The organism is Christiangramia sediminis (assembly GCF_020552705.1).
GTDB classification, from domain to species: domain Bacteria; phylum Bacteroidota; class Bacteroidia; order Flavobacteriales; family Flavobacteriaceae; genus Christiangramia; species Christiangramia sediminis.
Genome location: NZ_JAJBZG010000001.1, coordinates 275,256 through 301,316, shown reverse-complemented (window position 1 = coordinate 301,316; position 26,061 = coordinate 275,256). Strand labels below are relative to the sequence as shown.

The 26,061-nt window shown below is 37.4% G+C and carries 27 protein-coding genes and 1 riboswitch; of the genes, 16 read left to right on the top strand and 11 right to left on the bottom strand.

Annotated elements, in window-relative coordinates:
* Nucleotides 1–2: 2 nt before the first annotated feature.
* A complete protein-coding gene (locus LGQ90_RS01495) occupies nt 3–1,832 on the bottom strand; it encodes a TonB-dependent receptor (RefSeq protein ID WP_229337410.1) in 1,830 nt (609 codons plus the stop codon).
* 32 nt (nt 1,833–1,864) lie between these two features.
* A riboswitch (cobalamin riboswitch) is annotated at nt 1,865–2,154 on the bottom strand.
* A 70-nt stretch (nt 2,155–2,224) separates the two neighbouring features.
* Between LGQ90_RS01495 and LGQ90_RS01490 the strand changes: the two genes are divergently transcribed.
* The 9 genes from LGQ90_RS01490 to LGQ90_RS01450 all read left to right on the top strand — a co-directional run bounded on the left by LGQ90_RS01490 (nt 2,225) and on the right by LGQ90_RS01450 (nt 10,190).
* A complete protein-coding gene (locus LGQ90_RS01490; RefSeq protein ID WP_229337408.1) occupies nt 2,225–3,358 on the top strand; it encodes an ABC transporter substrate-binding protein in 1,134 nt (377 codons plus the stop codon).
* A complete protein-coding gene (locus tag LGQ90_RS01485) occupies nt 3,358–4,389 on the top strand; it encodes an iron ABC transporter permease (RefSeq protein WP_229337406.1) in 1,032 nt (343 codons plus the stop codon). Before LGQ90_RS01490 ends, LGQ90_RS01485 begins: the two co-directional genes overlap by 1 nt.
* Complete coding sequence (locus LGQ90_RS01480; RefSeq protein ID WP_229337404.1) at nt 4,390–5,181, top strand: ABC transporter ATP-binding protein; 792 nt, start codon at nt 4,390–4,392, stop codon at nt 5,179–5,181.
* A 76-nt stretch (nt 5,182–5,257) separates the two neighbouring features.
* Entirely contained in the window at nt 5,258–6,688 is a 1,431-nt protein-coding gene (locus LGQ90_RS01475) for a DNA recombination protein RmuC (RefSeq protein ID WP_229337402.1), read from the top strand.
* The gene (locus LGQ90_RS01470) at nt 6,685–7,827 is read left to right on the top strand and encodes a serine hydrolase domain-containing protein (RefSeq protein WP_229337400.1); all 1,143 of its coding nucleotides are present in this window, start codon (nt 6,685–6,687) and stop codon (nt 7,825–7,827) included. Before LGQ90_RS01475 ends, LGQ90_RS01470 begins: the two co-directional genes overlap by 4 nt.
* 1 nt (nt 7,828) lies before the next feature.
* Nucleotides 7,829–8,194 carry a 6-phosphogluconate dehydrogenase gene (locus LGQ90_RS01465; protein ID WP_229337398.1) on the top strand — a complete coding sequence of 122 codons (366 nt, stop codon included), beginning with the start codon at nt 7,829–7,831 and terminating at the stop codon, nt 8,192–8,194.
* A 2-nt stretch (nt 8,195–8,196) separates the two neighbouring features.
* Nucleotides 8,197–8,748, top strand: coding sequence for an acyl-CoA thioesterase (locus LGQ90_RS01460; RefSeq protein WP_229337397.1), 552 nt, complete (start codon nt 8,197–8,199; stop codon nt 8,746–8,748).
* Nucleotides 8,745–9,698 (top strand): bile acid:sodium symporter family protein, encoded by a 954-nt coding sequence (locus LGQ90_RS01455; protein WP_229337395.1) that lies wholly within the window; start codon nt 8,745–8,747, stop codon nt 9,696–9,698. Before LGQ90_RS01460 ends, LGQ90_RS01455 begins: the two co-directional genes overlap by 4 nt.
* Before the next feature lie 27 nt (nt 9,699–9,725).
* Complete coding sequence (locus LGQ90_RS01450) at nt 9,726–10,190, top strand: hypothetical protein (RefSeq protein WP_229337393.1); 465 nt, start codon at nt 9,726–9,728, stop codon at nt 10,188–10,190.
* On the opposite strand, the gene LGQ90_RS01445 is transcribed toward LGQ90_RS01450, so the two are convergent.
* The 3 genes from LGQ90_RS01445 to rpmH all read right to left on the bottom strand — a co-directional run bounded on the left by LGQ90_RS01445 (nt 10,187) and on the right by rpmH (nt 13,817).
* Complete coding sequence (locus LGQ90_RS01445; RefSeq protein ID WP_229337391.1) at nt 10,187–10,585, bottom strand: DUF423 domain-containing protein; 399 nt, start codon at nt 10,583–10,585, stop codon at nt 10,187–10,189. The genes LGQ90_RS01450 and LGQ90_RS01445 overlap by 4 nt on opposite strands.
* Nucleotides 10,586–10,687: 102 nt before the next feature.
* Nucleotides 10,688–13,540: a carbamoyl-phosphate synthase large subunit gene (gene carB / locus LGQ90_RS01440; RefSeq protein ID WP_229337389.1), complete on the bottom strand. Its 2,853-nt coding sequence runs from the start codon at nt 13,538–13,540 to the stop codon at nt 10,688–10,690.
* A gap of 118 nt (nt 13,541–13,658) precedes the next feature.
* Nucleotides 13,659–13,817: a 50S ribosomal protein L34 gene (gene rpmH / locus LGQ90_RS01435; RefSeq protein WP_011708966.1), complete on the bottom strand. Its 159-nt coding sequence runs from the start codon at nt 13,815–13,817 to the stop codon at nt 13,659–13,661.
* 152 nt (nt 13,818–13,969) lie between these two features.
* Between rpmH and LGQ90_RS01430 the strand changes: the two genes are divergently transcribed.
* On the top strand, nt 13,970–14,485 hold the full coding sequence (locus LGQ90_RS01430; RefSeq protein ID WP_229337387.1) for a tetratricopeptide repeat protein: 516 nt from the start codon (nt 13,970–13,972) through the stop codon (nt 14,483–14,485).
* Between the two features lie 125 nt (nt 14,486–14,610).
* On the top strand, nt 14,611–15,315 hold the full coding sequence (locus LGQ90_RS01425; RefSeq protein WP_229337385.1) for a TlpA family protein disulfide reductase: 705 nt from the start codon (nt 14,611–14,613) through the stop codon (nt 15,313–15,315).
* A gap of 6 nt (nt 15,316–15,321) precedes the next feature.
* Here the strand turns inward: LGQ90_RS01425 and LGQ90_RS01420 are convergent, their stop codons facing one another.
* Both LGQ90_RS01420 and LGQ90_RS01415 read right to left on the bottom strand, forming a co-directional pair.
* Entirely contained in the window at nt 15,322–16,278 is a 957-nt protein-coding gene (locus LGQ90_RS01420; RefSeq protein ID WP_229337383.1) for a lytic transglycosylase domain-containing protein, read from the bottom strand.
* A 6-nt stretch (nt 16,279–16,284) separates the two neighbouring features.
* Entirely contained in the window at nt 16,285–16,992 is a 708-nt protein-coding gene (locus LGQ90_RS01415; RefSeq protein WP_229337381.1) for an alpha/beta fold hydrolase, read from the bottom strand.
* A 100-nt stretch (nt 16,993–17,092) separates the two neighbouring features.
* On the opposite strand from LGQ90_RS01415, the gene LGQ90_RS01410 reads away from it, so the two are divergent.
* Together LGQ90_RS01410 and LGQ90_RS01405 are read left to right on the top strand one after the other, a co-directional pair.
* Nucleotides 17,093–17,806 carry a pirin family protein gene (locus LGQ90_RS01410; RefSeq protein WP_229337379.1) on the top strand — a complete coding sequence of 238 codons (714 nt, stop codon included), beginning with the start codon at nt 17,093–17,095 and terminating at the stop codon, nt 17,804–17,806.
* Between the two features lie 10 nt (nt 17,807–17,816).
* Complete coding sequence (locus tag LGQ90_RS01405) at nt 17,817–18,116, top strand: N-acetyltransferase (RefSeq protein ID WP_229337377.1); 300 nt, start codon at nt 17,817–17,819, stop codon at nt 18,114–18,116.
* Here LGQ90_RS01405 and mtaB read toward each other — a convergent pair.
* From mtaB to LGQ90_RS01385, 4 genes are all read right to left on the bottom strand, one after another.
* Nucleotides 18,113–19,444: a tRNA (N(6)-L-threonylcarbamoyladenosine(37)-C(2))-methylthiotransferase MtaB gene (gene mtaB / locus LGQ90_RS01400; RefSeq protein ID WP_229337375.1), complete on the bottom strand. Its 1,332-nt coding sequence runs from the start codon at nt 19,442–19,444 to the stop codon at nt 18,113–18,115. The two genes, LGQ90_RS01405 and mtaB, sit on opposite strands and share 4 nt — an antisense overlap.
* 415 nt (nt 19,445–19,859) lie before the next feature.
* Complete coding sequence (locus tag LGQ90_RS01395) at nt 19,860–21,032, bottom strand: GlmU family protein (protein WP_229337373.1); 1,173 nt, start codon at nt 21,030–21,032, stop codon at nt 19,860–19,862.
* A 168-nt stretch (nt 21,033–21,200) separates the two neighbouring features.
* A complete protein-coding gene (locus tag LGQ90_RS01390; protein WP_229337371.1) occupies nt 21,201–22,004 on the bottom strand; it encodes a lysophospholipid acyltransferase family protein in 804 nt (267 codons plus the stop codon).
* 78 nt (nt 22,005–22,082) lie between these two features.
* Entirely contained in the window at nt 22,083–22,721 is a 639-nt protein-coding gene (locus LGQ90_RS01385; RefSeq protein ID WP_229337369.1) for an NUDIX hydrolase, read from the bottom strand.
* On the opposite strand from LGQ90_RS01385, the gene LGQ90_RS01380 reads away from it, so the two are divergent.
* A complete protein-coding gene (locus tag LGQ90_RS01380; protein WP_229337368.1) occupies nt 22,720–23,493 on the top strand; it encodes a peptidylprolyl isomerase in 774 nt (257 codons plus the stop codon). The genes LGQ90_RS01385 and LGQ90_RS01380 overlap by 2 nt on opposite strands.
* On the opposite strand, the gene LGQ90_RS01375 is transcribed toward LGQ90_RS01380, so the two are convergent.
* On the bottom strand, nt 23,494–24,207 hold the full coding sequence (locus tag LGQ90_RS01375; RefSeq protein WP_229337365.1) for an RDD family protein: 714 nt from the start codon (nt 24,205–24,207) through the stop codon (nt 23,494–23,496).
* A gap of 34 nt (nt 24,208–24,241) precedes the next feature.
* Here LGQ90_RS01375 and LGQ90_RS01370 point away from each other — a divergent pair, with 34 nt between their 5' ends.
* Both LGQ90_RS01370 and LGQ90_RS01365 read left to right on the top strand, forming a co-directional pair.
* Complete coding sequence (locus LGQ90_RS01370) at nt 24,242–25,216, top strand: stage II sporulation protein M (protein ID WP_229338523.1); 975 nt, start codon at nt 24,242–24,244, stop codon at nt 25,214–25,216.
* Complete coding sequence (locus tag LGQ90_RS01365; protein WP_229337363.1) at nt 25,197–26,060, top strand: YciC family protein; 864 nt, start codon at nt 25,197–25,199, stop codon at nt 26,058–26,060. Before LGQ90_RS01370 ends, LGQ90_RS01365 begins: the two co-directional genes overlap by 20 nt.
* Nucleotide 26,061: the final 1 nt, after the last annotated feature.

The window sequence follows — 26,061 nt, the reverse complement described above, 5'->3', positions numbered from 1 at the left end:
GATTAAAATTTAAAAGTTAGTGTAGAATTATAGGACCTCCCCGGCATGATACGGGAGGGTAAACTTTGATATTCTTTGTTGAAAATATTATTGATATTAAATTCCAGACCAATTTTTGGCTTGGCAGAAAAGGAATAGCCTAAACTGAAATTAGAAAGTTGATAAGCATCCAGCTCGTAGTTATTATCTGAGGAAGTATAGATACTACCATTATAAAGCGACTGAAAAAGAAAATTGAAGTTATCTATTTTATAACCCGCTGAGAAGGTCACTTTATGTTTCGGCGTATAGATTAACTGACTCCCGGTTTGCTGATCTATAGATCTTGTAAAAGCATAATTACTGCTAAAGTTCAATGGGTTGCCACCAATTTCTCCCTTCCAGTTGGCAAATACTTCTACGCCGTAATTATGAACATTCGCAGTATTCTCCGGCCTCCAAAGTCCGTATTCATCAGGGGTCCAACGAATTAAATTATCTATATCTATAAAATAACCTGTAAGATTAATACTTAGATCATTGAAAACAAACTCATTCCCAAGCTCTGCCTGAATGGAGGTTTCTGGATCTAAAATGGTATTCCCGCCCTGCAACCAAAAAAGATCATTGAACGTTGGGATCCTGAAATTTCTGGAAGAATTTAATCGAATTAAATACCAATCAGAAAACTGGTATGATGCACCTGCCGAGAATAACAAAGGAGAATTATAATTATTGGTAATTTCCTGTCTCACACTAAGCTGGTAATTTAACTGGTTTATTTCATGACTCCAGAGTAGCGATAAACCACCAATCCTTCTTTCTGCATTAGCTATCCCGGAACCCTCTCCATTAACTTCGTTATAGTCTGCGATAAGATTAAGTTTCTTATCTGCAGAAAAATCATAAGCCAGATCATATTTGATAATAGTTGTTTCAGCATTCCCGAAACTAAATTCTTCTGAATCCCTGTTTTCATAATATTTGAATTCTTCCCTGATCCAGGCAATTTTCAGGCTACTTGTGAAATTGCCTAAAAAGGATTTCCATTCAAGTAGATTTCGTGAATTCCTGTCTTCATATTTGCTATTGGAAGGAATATTTAGTGTACCTGAAAACCCCCGGTCTCCCTGATAATAATTAGAATAAAACTTCAATATATTTGAATCTTCTAGCCAGTGAGCTATTGAAGCGCTTAGAGAAGCATTATAAAAATCCCCATTTTCATTAAGCTCATCGGTACCCAGGTATTTATAGTCATTTTCAGAACTTATCCCCGAAACTCCAATTTTCAGGCTTGTTTTCTCATTAGAAAAATCTCCATTGTAGGAAGCCTGATAGGTATCAAAGCTCCCGTAGCCAATACTTAAATCATTTTCAGATCCCCCATCAAAATTAAATTTATTATTCAGGTGAATGGTTCCGCCAATGGCGCCGCTTCCATAAACCACACTTCCTCCGCCGGGACGTAAGCTAATATTATCAAACACCTTTGTGTTTATGGTATTAAAATCGGTTTGACCGGTAAATTGTGAATTGATGTTAATCCCATTCCAGATCACCGCAGTTTGTGAAGCGCCAGTTCCTCTTACAGAAGCTGAAGAAACCATTCCGTATCCATTTTCACGGAAAAAGAAGGGCGAATTAAATTTAAGTAAGGATGTTAATAAAGGTTCTGATTGTTCAATTAAAGAATCCTCCAGTTTCTTTACAAATTGTCCTTCCGAATTATTTTTGAGTTTGATATCACTAAGTCTGACTTCATCCAGCCAGTTAATAGAATCGTTCTGTGCTGTTACATGAATGCAACCACAGATAAATAAGGTGAATATAAGGTATAAGTTTCTGTTCATAATCTGCCGACCTTTATCCCGAAAGTCACTCGATACTAGTTGAAATTCAGGCAGGTCTCCTGGCTCACGTACTGCAATTCACCTTCCCATTCTTAATGAACAGTGGTTTGAAGAATTATTGCAGCCACCCTCTCGGGCTAAGCTTACAGTTGCGGGAACAGCTCAGGTTTTCGAAGTAAGAAATAAGAAGTCCTAGTCTTCTTATCAGAGATTTTACTTATTTAAAATTGTTAGTTCTAAATTCGTAAATCATACTTCCCCTGATTCCCTTTTAATCCGCACAGAAATAAATCGGTGCTGAACCAAAATTTCAAGGCGAAATTAAACAAATAAGTTTGGTAACAGGCTCAAAAATTTAAATAATATTACTTTTGAACTCAAATTGACCCGTCTTGAACAAAATACTTTTTATAATTATAGTATTCAGCATTTGCTCCTGTAAGAATAATTCAGAAAATAAAACTTCTGCTATTAAACAAGGGAAAAAAGTGGATATTGAAAATGCTCAGGGCTTTAGTATTACCAAATTTGATGGGTATAGTATTTTGGAAGTAAATACTCCCTGGCCGGAGGCTCAAGATCCTTTTATATATCTGCTGAAAGAAAAAAAAGCAGAGATTCCTGAAAATATTGAATATGACCAGATCCTAGAAGTACCCGTTGAAAAGATCGTGGTTACTTCTACCACCCACCTTCCGGCATTAGAAGCCTTAAACGAAGAAAATACATTAGTGGGATTTCCTGGTTTAAATTATATCTCTTCTGAAAGAATCAGGAAATTAATTGAAAATGCTTCTGTTTCAGAATTAGGTCAGAATGAAAACATAAACACCGAAGTGCTTATAGACCTTTCTCCCGATGTCGTTATCGGCTTTGCCATAAACGCTTCCAATAAAAGTTTCGAAACTATACAAAAAACTGGAATTCCAGTGATCTACAATGGCGATTGGACCGAGTTAACTCCTTTAGGGAAAGCTGAATGGATCAAGTTCTTTGGAGCTCTTTATGGAAAAGAACAAGAAGCCACTAAAATTTTTCAAAATATCAAATCTGAATACCTAAAGGCCAAGGAACTTGCAAGATCAGCCAGGACCAGGCCAAATGTAATTAGCGGATCCATGTATAATGATACCTGGTATATGCCCTACGGTAATTCCTGGCAGGCCCAGTTTATTGAAGACGCCAATGCAAATTATCTCTATGCCGATACTGAAGGGGACGGTAGCCTTTCTCTCGCATTTGAAAGTGTTATAGAAAAAGCTGAAGATGCCGAGTATTGGATAAGTTCTGGTCAGTTTACCTCATACGAACAACTATTTAATGCATCTGAGCATTACAAAAGATTCAAAGCGGTAAAAGAAAAAAAGGTTTACAGTGTTAGCCTTTCACAAGGCGCAACCGGCGGAATCACCTTTTATGAACTAGGTCCACAACGACCTGACCTTATTCTAAAAGACCTAATATCAATCTTCCACCCGGAACTTTTAAAAGATCATGAGCAGGTATTTTATAAACCGCTGAATTAATGCTAAACCAGAAGAAATATACGCTTGCTATTATTTTACTGTTCCTGGCAGTGATCATAACAGCTCTATTCAATATTAGTCTGGGCTCTGTAAATATTCCGATACAGGAAGTGACCGCTTCATTACTTGGTCTGCAAGTAGAAAAAGATACCTGGCGTTATATTATTCTAAATTATCGCTTACCAAAGGCAATTACCGCAATTATCACTGGTTCAGGCCTGGCTGTTAGCGGACTTTTAATGCAAACATTATTTCGAAATCCCCTTGCCGGACCTTATGTTTTAGGACTTAGCAGTGGTGCCAGTCTTGGGGTAGCTCTTGTTTTTATGGGAGCTTCCGTTTTTGGTGCTTCATTCGCAGCGATTCTTTTATCTGAATGGAGTCTTGTTATCGCATCCAGTCTTGGAAGTTTAATTGTGCTTTTTGCAGTTATACTAGCTTCGATTCGTTTAAGAGACACCATGGCCATACTTATCATAGGTTTAATGTTTGCCAGCCTTACCGCGGCTATTGTCAGCGTTCTGGCTTATTTTAGCCCCGCTTCGCAACTTCAGCAATTTGTTTTCTGGTCTTATGGAAGTCTGGGGGATCTTAGCTGGGACGAAGTTCTAATCCTTGGTCTATTCTGGCTCGTGGGGATATTGATCGCTATTGGGAGCATAAAGAATCTGAATTCTCTATTACTCGGAGAACAGTACGCCAGAAGCCTGGGTACCAACATTAAAAGGAATCGGTTTATGATCATTATAGCAACCAGCCTACTAGCCGGGAGTATTACGGCCTTTGCAGGCCCAATTGCTTTTGTAGGATTAGCTGTTCCGCATTTAATAAGACAGATCATCCCTTCCTCAAATCATATTACCTTAGTGCCTGCGGTTATTTTTGGCGGAGCGATACTTATGCTTATTTGTGATATTATCGCTCAATTACCAGGGAGCGAATACAGTTTACCCATTAATGCTATAACTTCACTAATTGGAGCTCCGGTGGTCATCTGGCTTCTGGTAAGAAAAAGAAAATTCAATTTTTAGGTGAGCACAGAAATTTCAAATATAGTCCTTAAAACGGAAAACCTGAGTATAGGTTACCGCAAGAAAAATGAGCAGCAAATTGTTGCGTCCGGGATAAATATTGAGGTATATCCCGGGGAATTGGTAGCCGTAATTGGGGTGAACGGTTCTGGAAAATCAACCTTATTAAAAACTTTAAGTGGAATAATTAAAAGCATTGATGGTGAGGTATTTATAGATAAAAATAAACTATCTAATATTGAGCCTGACAAACTGTCAAAAGACGTAAGTCTCGTGCTTACCGAGCAAATGCTTTCAAAAAATTTAAGTGTAATAGAATTGGTGGCTTTAGGTCGCCAACCATACACTAATTGGATTGGGAGACTTACCAAGAATGATCTTAAAAAAATTATGCATGCCATTCAATTGGTAAATATTGAAGACATAAAAAACAAGAAATGTCACGAACTTAGTGACGGCCAGTTTCAGAAAGTATTGATAGCACGAGCTCTGGCACAGGACACTTCCCTTATCATTCTGGATGAACCTACCACCCACCTGGACCTTTATCATAAGGCCTATGTTTTAAAACTACTTCAGAAGCTTAGCAAAGAAACCAATAAAGCTATACTTTTCGCTTCTCACGAGATCAATCTTGCGCTACAGCTTTGCGATAAACTTTTGATCTTAAAAGACAACAAAACACTCTTCGGAACACCGGCTGAACTTATAAAGACTGACGTCTTAAGCAATCTCTTCCCTAAACAGCTTATACATTTCGACAAAGAGTCTTCCAGCTTTAAAATAAAATAGAAAACGATCTCAATTTTTTACTCACTCCCTTCTCTAAAATTCTTAAATAAGTATCTTTGAGAAAATCGCGAACTTTATGAACGAATATCTTCTCATCTCTCTTATTTTCTTAGTTGGTTTAGGAATCGGAATTTATATTGGAAAACTCATATCCGGTTTAAAATCCAAATCTGAAACTGGAATTCTTGAAGAAAAAAATACTCAATTATTACTTCAGATAGACGAACTTAAAAATCAACTAAACAGTAATTTAGAAAAACATAAAGAAGATATTCAGCTGTTGAAAAATGAAGCTCATACCGATATAGAGAAAATTGAAAAAGAGCGCGAAGAGATAAGAAGAGAAAAGGAAAATATCAGTCTTCAACTAACCCGAAAGATTTCCGAATTCAACAATCTGCAGGAGCGAAATGAAGAGCAAAAAGCAGAAGTTGAAAAGCTCCAGGAAAAATTTACCAAGGAATTTGAGAATCTTGCCAATAAGATCCTTGATCAGAAATCGGAAAAATTTACCTCACTTAATAAACAAAATATTGAAAATATTCTTGATCCGCTTCAAAAGAAGATCAAGGACTTCGAGGAAAAAGTAACTAGAAGTGATTCCGAATCTGTAAAAAGACATGCGGAGCTGGGTGAAAAATTAAAATTCCTAAACGAGCAGAGTCTAAAAATCAGCGAGGATGCCACCAATCTTACCAAAGCCTTGAAAGGGGACACGAAAATGCAGGGGAATTGGGGGGAGATGGTTCTGGAAAGAGTCCTGGAAAGAAGCGGACTTCAAAAAGACAGTGAATATTTTGTTCAGCAAAGCTTTAATACAGAAGAAGGTAAAAGGGTAATGCCCGATGTGATTATCCATCTACCGGGAGACAAGAAAATGGTGGTAGATTCAAAGGTATCTCTTAATGCTTATGAACGTTACATTAATGAGACGGAAGAAGCTGAAAAGAAAACGCATCTCAAAAATCATTTAGTCTCGGTTAGAAACCGGGTAAACGAACTTGGGAATAAGAATTATCACTCACTCTATCAAATGGAAAGCCCGGATTTTGTGTTGCTTTTCATTCCAATTGAAGCAGCTTTTGCCATTGCTTCCAATGAATATCCAGGCCTTTACAGTGATGCTTTTGAAAAGAATATAATTATTGTAACTCCTACCACTCTGCTGGCGGTTTTAAAAACCATTGACAGTATGTGGCAAAACGAGAAACAAAAACAAAATGCGATCCAGATCGCTACTCAGGCGGGTGCTTTGTATGATTCTTTTACGAATCTAACCGATGAGTTACTCAAAATTGGTAGACAAATAGGAACGGTTCAGAATTCTTATGAAGGCGCCATGAAAAAGCTAACCGGTAAAGGAAACCTAATACGAAGAGTCGAAAAACTTAAAAAGCTAGGTGCAAAAGCCAGTAAACAGCTGGATCAAAAATTGATAAACCGTGCAGAAAATGAAGATGACGATGAATTGGAAGAATCTGAAAACGAAACTTTAAATCTTAGATGAAAAAAACTACAACATTATTCACAATATCATTAATCTTTTTTCTAAGCCAGTTAACTGCTCAGGCTATCTATTTTCCACCGGCGGGAAATTGGCAAGAAAAATCAGCTTCAGAATATAATTACAACTTCTCTGAAGCTGTTGAATTTGCGAAATCCAATGAGTATTCAGAATCCCGGGATCTCAGACAGGCAATCCTAAAAGGCTTTCAAAGAGAACCTTATCATCAATTACTGGGGCCTACAAAAAGAAGAGGCGGCCCGGCTGGATTAATTTTAAAAGATGGGTATATCGTAGCAAAATGGGGAGATACCAGAAGGGTGGACATGACTTTTAGCGTTACTAAAAGTTTTCTTTCTACAACGGCACTTATTGCGAGAGACAAAAACCTCATTACCGGTTTTGATGAACCCGTTATCAATTATGTATGGGATGATACCTTTGAAGGTGAACATAATTCCAGGATCACCTGGGAAAATCTGTTGCATCAGAATTCAGACTGGAGCGGGCAATTATGGGGTGGTTTTGACTGGGCAGACAGGCCTCCCGGTGACCAGACCATCGATGAATGGAGATCCAGAGAACTTCATGAACCTGGCACCCATTTTAAATACAACGATGTTCGGGTAAATGTTCTGGCATATTCACTTTTAAATGTTTTTAGAAAACCGCTACCAAAAGTTCTTAAAGATGAGATCATGGATCCTATTAATGCTTCTCAAAGCTGGAGATGGTTTGGTTACGAAAACTCCTGGACAACCATAGACGGTCTTAAAATGCAATCTGTAAGCGGTGGTGGCCACTCGGGTGGCGGAATTTTTATTAACACCGAAGATATGGCCAGGTTTGGACTTCTTTTTATGAATAATGGTAAATGGGAGGGTGAAAAATTAATTTCGGAAGATCTTATTACTAATGCTGTGCAGGCTTCCACTACTAATTCTAATTATGGGTATATGTGGTGGCTTAATTCTGAAGGAAGCCGAAATATGGAAAATATCGATTCAGATATTTTTTATGCTGCAGGATTTGGCGGCAATTTTATTATAGTAGATCAAAAGAACACTATGGTAATCGTAACCAGATGGCTGGAACCTTCCAAATTAGAAAAGTTCCTGAACCTCGTTTACAATAAAAATTAAAATGAAAAAAACTCTTTTATACATACTAGGCGGCATCTTTATCTTATGGTTGATCTACTATGCCTTTATCTATTTTGTACCCTACAGTGAAGGAACCCGAAGCGGAGAATTGATCAAGTTCAGCCGTAAAGGGGTTGTTTCAAAAACCTGGGAAGGAGAAATTAGCCAGGGAATTAGCGGAGCACAGATATTCCAGTTCTCTGTCCTTGATAGAAATGACGAAGTTATCAAGCAACTGCAGGAATATGAAGGAAACTACGTTAAACTCACCTATATAGAACGTTTCTCAACTTTCTTTTTCTGGGGAGACAGCAAATATTTTATTACCGAAGTTGAAAAATCGGAAAGTCCACATTTTAGAAGATAAGTATGCAGAAAGAATTTAAAAATATAGAAGAAAGCCAGGTTGTAATTTCAGAATTGATGCTTCCCTCCCATTCCAATTTCAACGGAAAGATCCACGGAGGTTATATTCTATCTCTGTTAGACCAGATTGCCTTTGCCTGCGCCTCCAAGCATTCTCGTGCCTATTGTGTGACTGCAAGCGTTGATACTGTAGATTTTCTAAAACCAATTGAAATAGGTGAACTGGTTACCATGAAAGCTTCCGTTAATTACGTAGGTCACAGCTCTATGGTGATCGGGATTCGTGTGGAAGCTGAGAATATACAAAGCGGAGCTAAAAAACATTGCAACTCTTCCTATTTCACCATGGTTGCCAAGGATGACAAAGGAAATTCAGTTGCCGTTCCGGGACTTATTCTAAAATCTGACGATCAAATCAGACGTTTTGCCAAAAGTATCAAAAGGAAAAACATGAAGAAAAAGAGGGTACAGGAATTTCATGAAACTGATTTTTCTTCTGAAAAATACCTTCATATACTAGAAGACCATAAAGCTAAAATTGAGCTTAATTCTTGAAATCTTTCGGATTTATATTTGCCATTTTTATTGCTATAGGAGTCGCTTACCTGTTTCCTCAGGGGATAGAGCTGCTTCCACTTAAGACAATTACCGATATTGGAATTGGTCTTATTTTCTTTTTCTATGGATTGAAATTATCTCCCACCGAATTTAAAGCCGGTCTATTCAACTACAAAGTACACATCGTAATTCAACTTACCACGTTCATAATATTTCCAGTTTTATGTCTGCTTTGTCTCCCTTTATTCGAAGAAGGATTGAGATCTGAACTCTGGATCGCTCTTTTCTTCCTGGGAACGCTCCCTTCCACGGTTTCCTCTTCTGTAGTAATGGTAGCCCTGGCAAAGGGGAATTTACCTGTGGCGATATTTAACGCCAGCCTATCAGGACTTATTGGAATCTTCGCCACGCCATTATGGATTGGTTTTATACTTGAAAAAACTACAGATTTTGATTTTCTTATCGTGCTTCAGAAATTGTGTTTACAGATCATAGTTCCGTTAATAATAGGTTTATTTTTACAGAGATACTTTGGCCACCTGGCCAGGAAATATGGCAGACAGCTAAGTCTTTTTGATAAAACTACTATCATTCTTATCATTTATTCCAGTTTTAGTAATTCCTTTACTTCAGACCTTATTAAATCTATAGAAATAGGCGAATTACTGAAAATGGCTGGAATCGTACTGATTCTGTTCTTCACTGTCTTCTTCGGACTTGCCTATTTCTCAAAATTCTTGGGTTTTAATACCGAAGACAAAATAGCTACCCAATTCTGCGGAACTAAAAAATCACTGGTTCATGGTTCTGTGATGGTTAGGGTTATATTTGGAAATTCTGCTAATTCTGGATTATTACTGTTGCCAATAATGCTTTATCACTCTGCTCAATTGATCCTGGTAGCCTGGTTTGCTGAAAAATATCGCAAAAGAGAGATGGGCGAATAACATTTTTATCTATTTTTAAATTAAAACATGAGGATCAACTTTCTTAAACTTGGCGTCTTGCTATTTCTTTGTATTTCATGTAAAGATAGAGATGCACAAAAAGAAATAAGCCCGGAAATCTCCGAATCTAATGAAGCATCAAAAAGCATAGGATGTTACAGCTATACTATGAATCAGGATACTATTTACTTAAGCATTACAATTCTTGAAGACTCTATCGTAGAAGGAAATTTAACTTATAAGCTGTACGAGAAAGACAAAAACCAGGGTCGTTTTAGCGGAAAATGGATTGGAGATAGTTTATTTGCCGATTATGAATTTGAATCGGAAGGTGCAATTTCCACAAGAGAAATATTTTTCTTTAAGACTGATTCCGGTCTGGTTGAAGGCTACGGGCCAGTTAAAGATACCTTGAATAAAATCGTTTTTCAGGAACATAGCACTCTTATTCTTAATGAAAACATACGCCTGGAACATGTAGATTGTGATTAAGGTTTTAAGTAAAGAGCTATTTCAGCAAGATTTATCGTTAATAAAATCCAGCCCGCCATAAGCAGTAATCCACCCAGCGGCGTAATTGGACCGAGAATCTTAATCTTTTTTCCCCTAGCTGAACTCCAGGTAAGTCCATAAATACTGAAGGAAAATAAAAAAATTCCGATTATAAAACACCAGGCCATTAGTGTTTGGAGTCCGGAAAGAAAAGGAAAAGTGATTCCGCAAATGATCAACACTATTGCATGATACATTTGATATTTTACACCGGTCTCAAAACTTTTCAGCTGATCTTCAGAAAATTTCTTTTTCAAAGCATGCGCACCGAATGCTCCCAGAATTACGGAGAGTGTACCATATACTCCTCCAAAAATTAAAACAAGTTCTTTCATTTTTTAAAGCATAAAAAAGTCATTTCAATTGAAGAGAGATGCCTTATAATTCACAGATTTCTCCTTTCAGTCGAAATGACTTTGAATAATATTCAATTTGATCTATTTGCTCAAATACATTTTCCTTCTGGAGTAAAGATCATAAAATTCATCATCTTTCAAGCTGTCAATAAAGAGGATACTTTCTCCAGTACTCTTCATTTCAGGTCCTAATTGCTTATTAACATTATAGAATTTATTGAAAGAGAACACCGGCTGCTTGATCGCATACCCATCCAGCTTTGGATTAAACTTAAAATCTTTTACTTTTTTCTCGCCGAGCATCACTTTGGTCGCATAATTTACGTAAGGCTCTTTGTAAGCCTTTGCAATGAATGGTACTGTTCTAGATGCCCGTGGATTTGCTTCAATTATAAATACCTTATCATCTTTAATCGCGAACTGTATGTTAATCAAACCAACGGTATTCAGCGCTAAAGCAATCTTTTTAGTATGATCTTTTATCTGCTGCATCACCAGGTCACCAAGATTAAAAGGAGGCAGCAATGCATGTGAGTCTCCTGAATGTATTCCACAAGGCTCAATATGTTCCATGATCCCAATGATATAAACATCTTCCCCATCACAAATTGCATCTGCTTCGGCTTCAATAGCTCCATCGAGGTAATGATCCAGAAGTAGTTTATTATTAGGGATCTTTCTCAAAAGATCTACCACGTGTTCTTCCAGCTCATCTTTATTGATCACGATCTTCATTCCCTGACCTCCCAGTACATAAGAGGGTCTTACAAGTATAGGAAAATCAAGTTCATCAGCCAGCGCTAATGCTTCATCGGCATTTTCAGCAGTACCAAAATCGGGATAAGGAATATCATTTACCTGAAGCAGTTTTGAGAAACTTCCACGATCTTCAGCAAGATCTAGTGCTTCAAAGCTGGTTCCCATTATCTTGATGCCGTATCTATCAAGTTTTTCAGCAAGTTTAAGAGCAGTTTGACCTCCAAGCTGAACAATGACACCTTCAGGCTTTTCATGTCTTATAATATCATATAAGTGCTCCCAGAATACCGGTTCAAAATATAATTTATCGGCGATGTCAAAATCTGTCGAAACCGTTTCAGGATTACAGTTTATCATGATCGTTTCATAACCACATTCCGAAGCGGCAAGAACTCCATGAACACAACTATAATCAAACTCGATCCCCTGCCCTATTCTGTTAGGTCCTGAGCCAAGAACGATGATCTTTTTACGATCTGAAACTTGACTTTCATTTGAAGTATAAAACTCACCATCTTTAGAAAGAATTCCTTCTTCAAAAGTAGAGTAATAATAAGGTGTTTCGGCTTTAAATTCTGCAGCACAGGTGTCAACCAGTTTATAAACCCGGTTTACGCCGAGCTCATCTCTTTTCTTATAAACCTCACTTTCCAGACAATCCAGCATATGAGCTATCTGCCTGTCTGCGAAACCTTTTTGTTTAGCTTCCAGAAGAAGATCTTTGGGAAGTGTATCTATATCAAACCTGGATATTTCAACATCCAGGGCATGAAGCTCTTCATATTGTTTGAGGAACCACATGTCAATTTTCGTGATCTCATGTATCCTGCTCAATGGAATCCCCATCTGTATAGCATCGTAGATCACAAATACCCTATCCCAGCTAGGATGGGTTAATTTATCTATAATCTGATCGTAATCTTTATACCCTTTTCCGTCGGCACCAAGACCATTACGTTTAATCTCTAAAGACTGAGTAGCTTTATGAAGCGCCTCCTGGAAAGACCTACCAATTCCCATCACTTCCCCAACAGATTTCATCTGAAGACCCAGAGTCCTGTCTGATCCTTCAAATTTGTCAAAATTCCATCGAGGTATCTTTACGATCACATAATCCAGCGACGGCTCAAATAAAGCGGAAGTGGATTTAGTAATTTGATTATCAAGTTCATCCAGATTATAACCTAACGCTAATTTGGTAGCAATTTTAGCAATAGGATATCCTGTTGCTTTTGATGCCAATGCAGAGGACCTGGACACACGAGGATTGATCTCAATCGCGATGATATCTTCCTTTTCATCTGGACTCACCGCAAACTGAACATTACATCCCCCGGCAAAATCCCCAATACTTCTCATCATTTTTATAGCCATATCCCTCATTCTCTGGAATGCGGTATCGCTAAGAGTCATTGCCGGAGCCACGGTAATAGAATCACCGGTATGGATACCCATAGGATCCATATTTTCTATGGTACAAATGATCACTACATTATCATTACGATCACGTAGTAATTCCAGCTCATACTCTTTCCAGCCCAATAAGGCTTTATCTATAAGCACTTCATGAATTGGAGAAGCCTCCAAACCACGCGTTAGCATTTCATCAAATTCTTCTGCACGGTGTACGAAACCGGCACCACCCCCTCCTAATGTAAAGGATGCACGAATTACTAATGGAAAACCAAATTCCTGCGCTACTTCTTTCCCCTGAAGGTAAGAAGTCACAGTTTTAGCAGGAGCTACAGGTATATCAATTCGTCCCATCAATTGTTTAAACTTCTCCCTATCCTCACAGATATTTATGGCATCTATATCTACCCCAATAAGTTTTATATTGAAGTCATTCCAGATACCTTTTTCATCAGCCTCGATACAGAGGTTTAAGGCCGTTTGACCTCCCATCGTAGGTAAAACAGCATCAACTTCCGGATGCTCTTTTAAAATTTCTACAATAGATTTTGTGGTCAAAGGTTTCAAATACACGTGATCAGCCATCGACGGATCTGTCATGATGGTTGCAGGATTTGAATTGATAAGGATTGTTTTTATCCCGTCTTCCCTTAATGAACGTAGGGACTGAGTTCCGGAATAATCGAATTCACAGGCCTGGCCAATGATAATTGGACCTGAACCTATAATTAGAACGCACTTGATGTCTTTGTTTTTAGGCATGATAATGTGTTGTATTCGCTTTAAAGTTGTGTTCGCGGTAAAATTAAGAAGCGTTTGGGTATAAAAAAAGGCGTTACTCAAAAAGTAACACCTTTATTATTTCAATTAATGGAAATCATTAATGTTTGTGTCTGTTTTCAGAAGATACAGATAATTTCTTTCTGCCCTTTGCTCTTCTTCGTGCAAGGACTTTTCTTCCGTTTGCACTTGCCATACGCTCCCTAAAGCCGTGCTTATTTTTTCTTTTCCTCTTAGATGGTTGAAACGTTCTTTTCATTGTGAATATCTTTTATCTTCTGTAAATTCGTTTTGTCTGTCTTTAAAACTGCGTGCAAATATACAAAGCTTTTTAAGTACTGCAAATACTAATTTAAAATAATTTCTAATTGTTTTTATTACCTTTGCCGCCTGGAAAAATGAAGATACAAGATGTTCAATAAAAATATCAAATTAGTTATAGCCGGTTTAATCATTGCAGCAGCGATATGGCAGTTTATAGAGGGTAATATAGGGAATGGAATATTTTTACTTCTACTTTCCGGAATTTTTATATTCCTTTATTTTAAAAATGAAATGATCCTTTTAGCTTTTCTTAGACTTAGAAAGCAGGACTTTCCCGGAGCAAAGAAATGGCTGGACAGGATTAAAGACCCTGAAAAAGCGCTGGTTAAAAAGCAACAAGGTTATTACTGGTACCTTCACGGACTCATGGTTTCCCAGACCAATATGACCCAGGCTGAAAAGTTCTTCAAACGCGCCCTTAAATTAGGTCTTTCCATGGATCATGATCTTGCGATGGCCAAATTAAACCTGGCCGGGATCGCTATGACCAAAAGAAGAAAGAGAGAAGCAACAATGCTGCTTAATGAAGCTAAAAAGCTTGATAAGCATGGAATGATGAACGATCAGATTAGAATGATGAAAGAGCAGATGAAGAAAATCTAATCTTGTAGTTATTAACATTTTAAGAACAATTTTTCTTTTAACTAATTTACAGGTACTTCAACGATAAATTTTCCATGTAAGTCTTTCCTGACATACTTTTGCGGCAAACAAGCCCCACAAGTTGCATGAAAAAACTATTACTGGTTTTTCTATTTATTGGTCCTACAGTATTTTCCCAGCAAGAAGACTTGCAGGAGAAAAGCTTTTTCTCACAGGAGCTCTACATGCATCTTTCAGATTACAACCGAAAAGCAGACCTCGCATACCGTTTTAAGGATTATGATAAGGCTAAGGAACTATTTGAGAACTTTACCAGTGATCATTTAGAAGGTTCCTATATGGATGATTTTAAATTCCAGAGTCTTAAAAAGAAAGAGGTCAATCTTTACGATTATAAAAAACCGGTCTTTCTAATCACTTACGCATCCTGGTGTATACCTAGCAAAGGTGAGGTTCCTGCAATTAATGAACTGGCATCTGAGTATAAGGATAAAATAGATTTTGTGGTTTTATTCTGGGATAAAAAAGATAAAGTGAAAAAGCTTGCTGAAAAGTTTTCTTCAAATATTTCTATCGTTTATGTTGACGAGTCCAAGAATAAGGGAGCTTATGTAGTAAAACAACTCAAGCACTCTCTAGGTCTTCCCACCTGTTTCCTTTTGGATAAGGATAAAAGAATCACAGATATTAGAAGAAGCGTATTTCCTCCAATGCAAACCGATGAAGAAACAGCTTACCGCGAAAACTACATCGCATTGGAAACTTCAATTTCACAAAACCTCGTAAATGAATACGAGGAAGTTTATGCCGATAATATCCAGGTGGAATAATTTCTGCTATTTCACTTCAGGATAATTTCCTTCCTCGGGAATATCTATATAATATGTTTTTCGTGAGGCATTTTTAAGATGATCATCTCTTAACCATGGATTATGAACTTTTAATATCTTGTAATTGATGCCAAAATTTTCCGCAAAATCGGGAAAATCTTTCACCACCGTATCCACTTTTACTTTTTCTACGGGAATATGCTTGTATAGATCACTTTCATTAAAACTGAAACCATACTTCTTAGGATTGGTCATGATCTCTTTTAGCGCAAGAATTCTAAATACATATCTACCGGTTTCCTCACCTAGTAAAAGATCATAATAATCACCCACCTTTTGTCTCTCCAATTGTTTATCCACGCCGTATTGACCAGCATTATAAGAAGCTGCTGCTAGCGTCCAGGATCCAAATCGCTCTTTTGCTTTTTTAAGATAATCTGCTGCAACCCGGGTTGATTTTTCAATATGATAACGCTCATCCACATTATCATTGATCTCTAATCCATATTCTTTCCCTGTTCCTTCCAGAATTTGCCAGAAACCAACTGCACTGGCAGGTGAAACCGCCTGGGTTAATCCACTTTCTATAACCGCCAGATATTTAAAATCATCTGGAATTCCTTCTTCTTTTAGAATAGGCTCTATAACCGGAAAATATTTATTAGCTCTTTTAATGAGCAGCAAGGCATTAGATTGCCAATAGGTATTAACCAAAAGTTCACGATCCATTCTTTCAAAGACGTCCGGATCTTCTAAAGGCACTCCTTCCCCGGCAAACTCTAAATTTTCGGGCATAGGTAAAGATTCTATTCTATAAGAATCTGCCACACTCTTATTTGAAGTTTTATTTTCAATTTTCTCATTTTCTACAGAATTGCTTTCTTCCTGTTGAACAGCATTGATACTCACCGCACATACAGTAAACAATCCCACAATCAGCAACGCGTTCTTTAATATCTTCATAGCTCTTTAATTAACTTTTTCGTTCTTCTTTTTATTTTTCAATTTTCCTGAAAGGATCAATTCTGGTAAATTCTCATTGAACCATCTAAACCTGTTAATGATCATGATATGAGTTCCTCCCTTAACCACAATAGCATTCTTAATATTCTTGATAGGAAATACTTCATCCCTGTCTCCATGAATATGAATTACTTTTTCGTCAGGTTTATCGCATCTCCAGTTTACCATGTTCTTAATGGCCCAATCCAGATACTTCTTATCTGTAATAGAAATATATTGCTTATACAACTTAGCTCTTTTCTTCAAAAAATCACCAAAGGCAAATTTTTCAAAATGATCTACATAGGTTGCCAGGCCTGTAGGAATCATCTTAAAAAGACCTGTTTTAGAAGCAAATTTCATCCTTGGTGGCAATTCATCAGAACATTTTACACTTGAAATGATAATAAGCCTGTTTAGATCAAGGAACTTCGCCATTTCCTGTACAATTACCCCGCCAAAAGAAACACCAATAAGAGCTATATCCTCATGATGAATATATTTTATCATCCTTTTTGCATATTCCTTAAGACTTTCTTCAGGTTCAGGCATTTCCCACTCTAAGAGATGAACTTCAAATCTATCTTCTGGCAAAAGCACATGTTCAAAAATAGCTGAATCGGCTGCCATGCCTGGCATCAAATATACATGAGTAATCTTATGCTCCTGTTTCATTTTAACATGTATATAACAAAGAATGCTCCCATTAAGTTGTAAATTTAACTATCAAAATTACTGCTTAATACTTGACTTTCAAATTTACGAACCACAAATAATGGAGAAAGTAATACATCCCGCAAATTCACGGGGTACTGCAAATCACGGCTGGCTTAAAGCTAATCACTCTTTCAGTTTTGCTAATTTTTTTGATCCCAGCAAAGTACAGTTCGGGCTCTTAAGAGTGCTTAATGATGATTATGTAAAAGCAGGGATGGGTTTTGGAACTCACCCGCATAAAAATATGGAGATCATTTCTATCCCCTTAAAAGGAGAAATCAGGCATAAAGATTCTATGGATCATACTGCCGTTATTGAGGCGGGGGAAGTACAGGTAATGAGTGCAGGAACGGGTGTTGAACATAGTGAATTCAATTCTTCTCAAGATGAACTGAATATGCTTCAAATATGGATCTTTCCGGAGAAAGATGGGCTTGAGCCCAGATACGATCAGAAAGATTTTTCAGAATTAATGCAACCAAATCAACTCATTAACGTGGTTTCTCCAAAATCTGATCAGTCTAAAGATTCGCTTTATATAAACCAGCAAGCTTATTTGCATCTTGGTGATTTTCAGGCTGGCAGGAAAATTGATTATAACCTGAAGAGTGAAAGTAATGGAGTCTATGTTTTTTTAATTGAAGGTGATGCAGAAGTTGAAGGAACTATACTTAAAAAACGAGACGCTGTAGGGATCTGGAATACTTCCAGTCTATCCCTGGAGTTTAAAAACCCATCTAAGGTTCTTCTAATAGAAGTGCCTATGAATTAAATTTACCAGTATGAACGAGGAAGAAGGTTTAGTAATTACAGACAATGAGTTTCTTAGGCAGTTTGAAACGCAGATCAACAATGAACTTGCAACTATAGAGTATTCACAACAGGAAAGAAAAATTTTTCTAACCAAATTAAGAATGCCTGAAAATTCTGAGGACCGGCAGGAAGATTTCATCATAGCTGTTCTTGCTGAAATAAAAGAAAGAAATACACGTGTAGTCCCTACAAGTCCTGAAATCGCAGGTTTTATTAGAAAAAACCGAAGAAAATACAAGGACCTTTTACCTGTAGGAATTAATATTTAAACAGCCACGGCTTCTGGTATTTCCTCAAATCGTACCAGGCCATCTTCATCAATTTCAGTTAATTTAATTTTCTGAAGGGTATTTACTTTAGTTGGATTCCAGGGAGCTTTTACTTTTACGTAATTCTCCGTAAACCCGTGAATATAACCTTCCTTATTTTCCCCTTCAAAAAGAACCGTCCCGGTATTTCCTAACTGACTTTCATAAAATGCGCGTCTTTTCTTTGCTGAAAGACCTCTCAACATTTTACTTCTTTTCTTTCTCACTTTTAAAGGAACAACATCTTTCATTTCTGCTGCAGGAGTATTATCCCGCTCTGAATAGGTGAAAACATGCAGGTAAGAAATATCCAATTCATTCAGAAAATTATAAGTTTCAAGGAAATGATCTTCAGTTTCACCAGGGAAACCTACAATAACATCCACTCCTATACAGGCATGAGGCATTACCTTTCTTATTCTTTTCACTCTATCCACATACAGGTCACTCATATACCGGCGGCGCATCAGTTTAAGAATTCTATCACTCCCGCTCTGTAATGGAATGTGAAAATGGGGAACAAAGCTTCGGCTTTCAGAAACAAAATCTATTGTTTCATTTTTAAGCAGATTGGGTTCAATGGATGAAATTCTAAGTCTCTCAATTCCATCAACTTCATCCAATGCCTTTACCAGGTCAAGAAAAGTATGTTCATGTTTCTTGTTTCCGAATTCTCCTTTTCCATAATCACCGATATTAACCCCGGTTAGAACGATCTCTTTTATTCCCTGTTCAGAAATTTCCGAAGCATTAGTTAGAACATTCTCCAGCTTATCACTTCTTGAAATCCCCCTGGCCAATGGAATAGTACAATAGGTACACTTATAATCGCAGCCATCCTGAACCTTTAAAAAAGCCCTGGTTCTATCCCCGATAGAGTAAGATCCCACGTAAAAATCGGCTTCATTGATTTCACAGGAATGAACTTCCCCAAAATCATTTTTGCTAAGATCATTTAAATAATCTGTGATCTTAAATTTCTCGGTCGCTCCCAAAACCAGGTCTACCCCATCTACCGCGGCAAGTTCTTCCGGTTTTAACTGAGCATAACACCCCACAGCGATTAAAAAAGCATTCTCGTTTGCTTTTTGGGCGTGCTTAACTATAGTCTTAAATCTTTTGTCTGCATTTTCGGTTACTGAACAGGTATTAATCACATAAATATCAGCTTTTTCTGAAAAGTCTACACGCTTGAATCCTTCATTCTCAAAGGATCTTGCAATGGTGGAGGTTTCTGAAAAATTCAGCTTACAACCCAATGTATAAAATGCGACTTTCTTAGCTTCCATATACTATCTTTTAATACCCAACACGCAAATGGGGCTGCAAAGATACCAACTAAAAATGTTTCTGTAAAATGATACTCCAACAGTAATAGAAAGGATGCTGATTATAGTAATTTAAAATAAGACAATTTTCACTATCTTTAGAAAGTTATTTCAATAATAAAGCTATGAATTTTGGGAGTGCAAATCGCACCGGGCTTGACCAAAAAGCCAGCAACCACAATAGTCCAACCAGTGAATCCATAAGTGCTGGTTCAAGCTTTCAGCGTATCCTCCAAAAAGGCAGATTGACTGATGAAGATCTTCGACATTTTCAACTAAGTATACTTAAAGCGCATAAAAAAAAGCATTACAGGGTACTTATAATTTCTGCAATACTTTTTATTTTTTTAGGAATGCTCCTTTACTACCTTGCTCTCTAGCCCCTTCTCCATTTTGAAGAATAATCAAAAACATGTTGAAGAATATTCTTATCTTCTGCTGTTAAATCAATTCCCCTTCGCTGCATTACTAATTCTGCCGTTTCAAAAACCTTGTCCAGTTTATAAGTGGAAGTTCCTCCACTTCCACCCCAGCTAAAGCCTGGAATAAAATTTCGGGGGAACCCGCTTCCAAAGATATTTGCACTAACTCCTACCACCGTACCGGTATTAAACATTGTATTGATACCACATTTACTATGATCTCCCATGATAAGACCACAGAACTGCAAACCAGTTTTTGCAAAGTTCTCTGTATTGTAATTCCATATTCTAACCTCGGCATAATTATTTTTGAGATTGGAATTATTGGAGTCTGCACCTATATTGCACCACTCTCCCAATACCGAATTTCCCAAAAATCCATCATGCCCCTTATTGCTATTTTGGAAAAGTACTGAATTATTAATTTCACCACCTGCTTTACAGGAAGGTCCAATTGTAGTTGGACCATAGATCTTCGCACCGAGTTTTATGGTAGCATCTTCACATAGCGCTAATGGCCCTCTAATTAAAGACCCTTCCATGATCGTCGCATTCTTACCAACATAAATAGGTCCTGAAGACGCATTAAGACTACAGTTTTCTACAACAGCACCTTCTTCTATAAAAATACTTTCAGCATTTTTAATATAATTTGATTCATCAATTCTTTGAGATTTCCTGCCCTTGGTCAAAAGAGCAAAATCCATTTCTATTGCTTTGCCATTCTTAGAAAATATATCCCAGGTATGAGCCACCTTTAAAATTTCATTTTCTATGGTTATGGATTCTAATGCAGAAAGATCAACCTCATTCTCTCCATTCTGAAAATAGGCTACTATATCTTCATTAAGAACGAGCTTTTGGTTCGCACTTAACGATTTAATATTTTCAATTAGATCTTTGGTTGGTAAGTATGAGGCATTTATAAATATATTCTCTTCTTCAAGCTCTAATGGCCATTTACCACTCAGATAATCTTCAGTCTTTGTAGATGTTGTAACCTCTAACATCTTTTCCCATTTTTCACGAATGGTTAAAATCCCTATTCTAATATCTGCAACTGGACGAGTGAAGGTAAAAGGCAAAAGGTCATTTCTGGAAGGACCGTCAAAAAGAATATAATTCATAATCTTCAAAATTTTCTCAAAATTAATAGTTCCTGAATAATACAAAAGGCTTTACTTCAAAATGATTAAATAATCTTCGGAATCAGGTAAGTTAGAGAAAGAAATAATGTGATAAAGTTTCAAAAAACTTTCATCAAGAGCATATTAATTTTTGGTGCAACTGCTTAATTAATATTTCCAGCGACGCTGTTCATTGAGATCTTCCATAGCATCGATCTCCTCTTTAGGAATTACCTTCAAAAATGATGAGTGTTGCTCAATGGCATACTCAAGTTTCTGAACTATATCTTCAATACTCTCATTTTCATAATCAAACTCCAACGGCTCCTTGATCTGAAAACTCTGGAGAATTCCGCGCTTTTTGATCCTTAATCCCTTTTTATCGAAAGATCTTCTAAAACCATCAATGACAATAGGAATAACTATCGGCTTGTGATTTTTAATAATATGAGCGGTGCCTTTTCTAATAGGTTTGAAAGGCTTTGTAGTTCCTTGTGGAAATGTGATCACCCAACCATCTTCCAAGGCAATACCTATATTCTCCGTGTCATTAGGATTCACCTCTCTTTTAATCTCTTCTCCTTTTGCTCTCCAGGTTCGTTCCACGGTTACCGCCCCAGCATAAGCCATGATCCTTGTAAGGAATCCTGCTTTCATAGTCTCTTTGGCGGCTACATAATAGATATTCAATTTCGGCTGCCATAGATAACCTACATTCTTTATATTATCTACTCTACCGCTAAGACTGGCGTTAAAAACATGGAACATCGCCGTAACATCGGCAAAGTAAGTTTGATGATTAGATACAAAAAGTACATTGGTATCTGGCAGATTTTTAATGATCTCTGAACCTTCAATTTGAAGCTCATTAAAACCCCTGTATCTTCTATGCGACAAAACACCGAAAATGCGGATCAACCACTTTTTCACTATAAGATAATGTCCAAACGGATTCTTTTTGAATAATCCCATTGCTGATCTTCGTTTTATTATTTGGTCCTTACTTCAGCTATTAATGAACCGGCGTCAAATATAATAATTACTGGCAGATTATATTTTTAAAAGTAATTCCCTTATTTCACTCAACATCATTCCAGTTGCTCCCCATACTACATGCCCATTAAGCTTATATGCCGGTACCTCTATATTAGTAGCATAAGTTGTGCTCAGGTTTTTCTTGATCACATTCCGATCATCTAAAAATTCGCTGAGTTTCACCTCTAATATTGCTTCTACCTCTGTTTCCTGGGCGATCATTTTCGGGGTCTTCTCAAGAATTCCCAAATATGGCTGAACCCAAAAATTAGATGGCGGTATGTAAAGCCGGGTCAATTTTTTTAATACTTCAATTTCATTTCGGGGAATTCCGACTTCTTCTTCGGTTTCACGTAAGGCAGTTTCCTGCAGATCAAAATCACTTTCCTCTACTCTGCCTCCTGGGAAACCAACCTGATTAGAATGTACTCCCTTGTAGGTCTTTCGTAAAATAAGAACAAGCCTGGTTTCAGCTTCAACTCCCGGATAAAAAACGGCCATTACCCCTGCTTCCTGTGGATTCATTTTTGACATATCAATCTTACTCAGTTCATTTATTCTAATGAGAGGAGCCAGTTTTCTATGCGCGTCTTCTCCGGGAAGCGACATTTTTTTTAACTTTGAAATCCTGTTTTTAAAAATTTCGAATTCCATGTTTAGAAATCTTTCTTTAGTAACAATTCTTTTATTTCTCGTTTTCGCAAGTTGTGAAGATAAGGAAACTTCCTCACAAGAAGGTCAATCAAAGTCCTCAGAAAACTTGAAAGCACAACAAGAAAAGGATTCCATTCAAAAAGCGAGAGACAGTATTTTTGAATTGCGAAAAAAAGAACTCGCACAGGAAGACAAAAGGACAAAAATTGAAGAAAATCCAAGGTTTCCTATAGCTCAGGAAGAACTAATTCCCACACTCACAGAATACGGGAAGAAGAACAGGGAGAACAAGGTAAGGATCAAGACGAAATTTGGGAATATTGATGTCCAGTTATTTATGGACACTCCTTTACACAGGGCCAATTTTATCATGCTGGTTAAAAATGATTATTTTAATAATACTTTTTTTCATCGGGTGGCTCCCAATTTTGTGATCCAGGGAGGAAATGCAGATAACCAGATTACCGCCAGCAGCCGTGGAGATGTAGGAAGTTATCTTATCCCAAGTGAATTTGACGCCGGTCACAATCATAATTACGGTGCTTTTTCCGCAGCAAAATACGCCGAACAGAACGTAAGCAAGGCATCATCCCCATTCGAATTCTTTATAGTGATGGATAAAGGTGGAACTCCACACTTAAATAATGATCATACCGTATTTGGAAGGGTGATTAGTGGAATGGACGTTGCTGAAAAAATTGCCAAAGTAAAAACTGGTGACTCAGAATGGCCCATTGATAATGTTGAAATGAATATCGAGATACTTGAATAATTACTGCCTGGTATAGTAATTATAATCATTGATCACTCGCTGAATAAATTCCATAGGTCTTTCTTCAAACTGAACATCCATCAATTGCGCGACCTTTTCGCTTAAGGAAAGAATTATGTGATGCTGCGCTCCTTTACGCGCTTCATTATAGAGATTTTTAATTTCCTGAATATCATTATCACTTAATACGGTGACCTGAGGATATTTTGGTTGATAATTTTCAGGAAGATCTACGGCAAGGGTATTATGAATACTTACTTTTTTCTTTTCAGATATAACCGTAGTACCTGCGGCAATATCACCTAATCTTTGCCCTTTCCCATTCAGTAGAATAGTTACTACCGCAACCCCACCACTGGTAAGACTTACATCGATGATCCATAACAACCATCTCACTAGATAATTAGAAAACTCGGGTCTTGAGCCATCTTTTTTAACTACTCTTATTTGCAATAAAGCTTTTCCGGGCGACTGACCATTCCAGAATGTTTCCCAAAGTAAATAGTATAGAAATGGTGGTAAACCCAGTACCAAATAATACATCATTTCGCTTCCATTATCGCCGCTAATACCAGCCATCAGCAATCCTGCAAGAATCATATAAACCACAATGATGGCCATATCTACAATAAACGCAAGGATCCTGTCCCCTATTCCCGCAGCATTCTGTTCTATACTGATATTTTGAGCGGTTTCAATTTGAAAATTATCCATTAAATATGTTACTTTGGGTTTTATACAGAAAACGATGCGCGAGGCTGCTTTTGTCAGGCAAAATAAAGATAAATGGGTTAAGTACGAAAGCCTCTTGCAAAATAATAGGAACCTATCTCCAGGACAGCTTTCAGATATTTATGTAGAATTGAGTGATGATCTCAGTTACTCTAAAACATTTTATCCCGGTAGCAACACCACCAAATATCTTAATGGCCTGGCATCTGGAATACACCAAAGCATATACAGGTCTAAAAAAGAATCTGGAAACAGGTTTATTTCCTTCTTTACAAAGGAGTTTCCATCTCAGTTTCATAGACATCAGAAACAACTTTTATTGAGCTTTTTGATCTTTGCCGGTTTCTGTATTATCGGGGCTTACAGCTCAGCTACAGATGCAGCTTTTGTTAGATCGATCATGGGTGATGCTTATGTGAACATGACTTTAGAAAATATCGCCAACGAAGACCCCATGGCGGTCTATAAGAAAGCTTCAGAAACCGATATGTTCCTGGGGATCACAATTAACAATATTAAAGTCTCCTTAATGGCATTTTCCCTTGGGGTCCTGGCCGGGATTGGGACCGTTTTTCTATTAATGCAAAATGCCGTGATGCTGGGTAGCTTTCAATTCTTTTTTTATGAAAAGGGCTTACTCTGGGAGTCGGCCAGAACAATCTGGATACATGGAACCATAGAGATTTCTGTGATCATAGTGGCCGGCTGTGCGGGGCTGGTTGTTGGAAAAAGCATCCTATTCCCGGGAACTTATTCGAGACTTAAATCTTTTACCATGGGGATCAAAGATGGTTTGAAGATCGTGATCAGTACGATCCCGTTCTTCATTATTGCCGGGTTCCTGGAAGGCTTTGTGACCAGGATCACCAGCATGCCAGATTGGTTAGCAATATTGATCATAATTACTTCTTTAGCATTGATATTGTTTTACTATGTTTACTACCCCTTACACCTATTAAAGAAATCAAATAATGAGTCAGGAATATATTGAATTTAAGAAACAGCGAGAGCTGGGAGAAATATTAAGTGTAACCTTCAAATTTCTTAGAGAGAATTACAAGGCTGCCGGAAAAATATTCTTAAAGCTTGTGGGTCCCGCGTTCATCCTTTTGATCGCTGCGGTAACTTATTATGCCTGGTCTACTATGGGAGCTACGTTTATCTCCAATGTTGGACTTAATACTTCAGATTTTATTATATCAGCGGGACTTATGTTGCTGGCCTATATACTCTATGTAAGCTCCATGACCGGGACAGTATATCATATCATCCTGTCATATATAAACAATAACGGAAAGATCATTTCTTCAGAAGTTGCTGCAGGGTTAAAAAGTGATTTTGGAAAAATTTTATTGGTAACGGTCATTTCCTGGATCCTTATTTTCGCCGGAACCCTTCTTTTCATTATTCCCGGCATATATGTAGCGATACCCGTAAGCCTGGCAACTGCTATTTTGGTATTCCGAAGAAATAACGTGATGGACAGTATTTCTGAAAGTTTTCAATTGATCAAGGATAACTGGTGGAATACCTTTGCCACACTTTTCTGCATAGGCATTATTGTATATTTAATAGGTCTGGTATTTCAATTACCGGCCATCTTTTATTTTATGTTCAAGGCTTTTGTCTCAGCCAGCGAAAATTCAGGAACTGGTAGTATAGAAGGTGTTTTTGGGACCGGCTATATCATTATTAATGTGATCACAACCATCATTCAGTACCTGGTTTACAGTATTACCCCAATTGGAGTCGCCTTCGTTTATTTTAACCTGAACGAAAAGCAGAACTATACCGGTACCTACGAAACGATCCAAAACCTGGGAAATAATAAGTAGA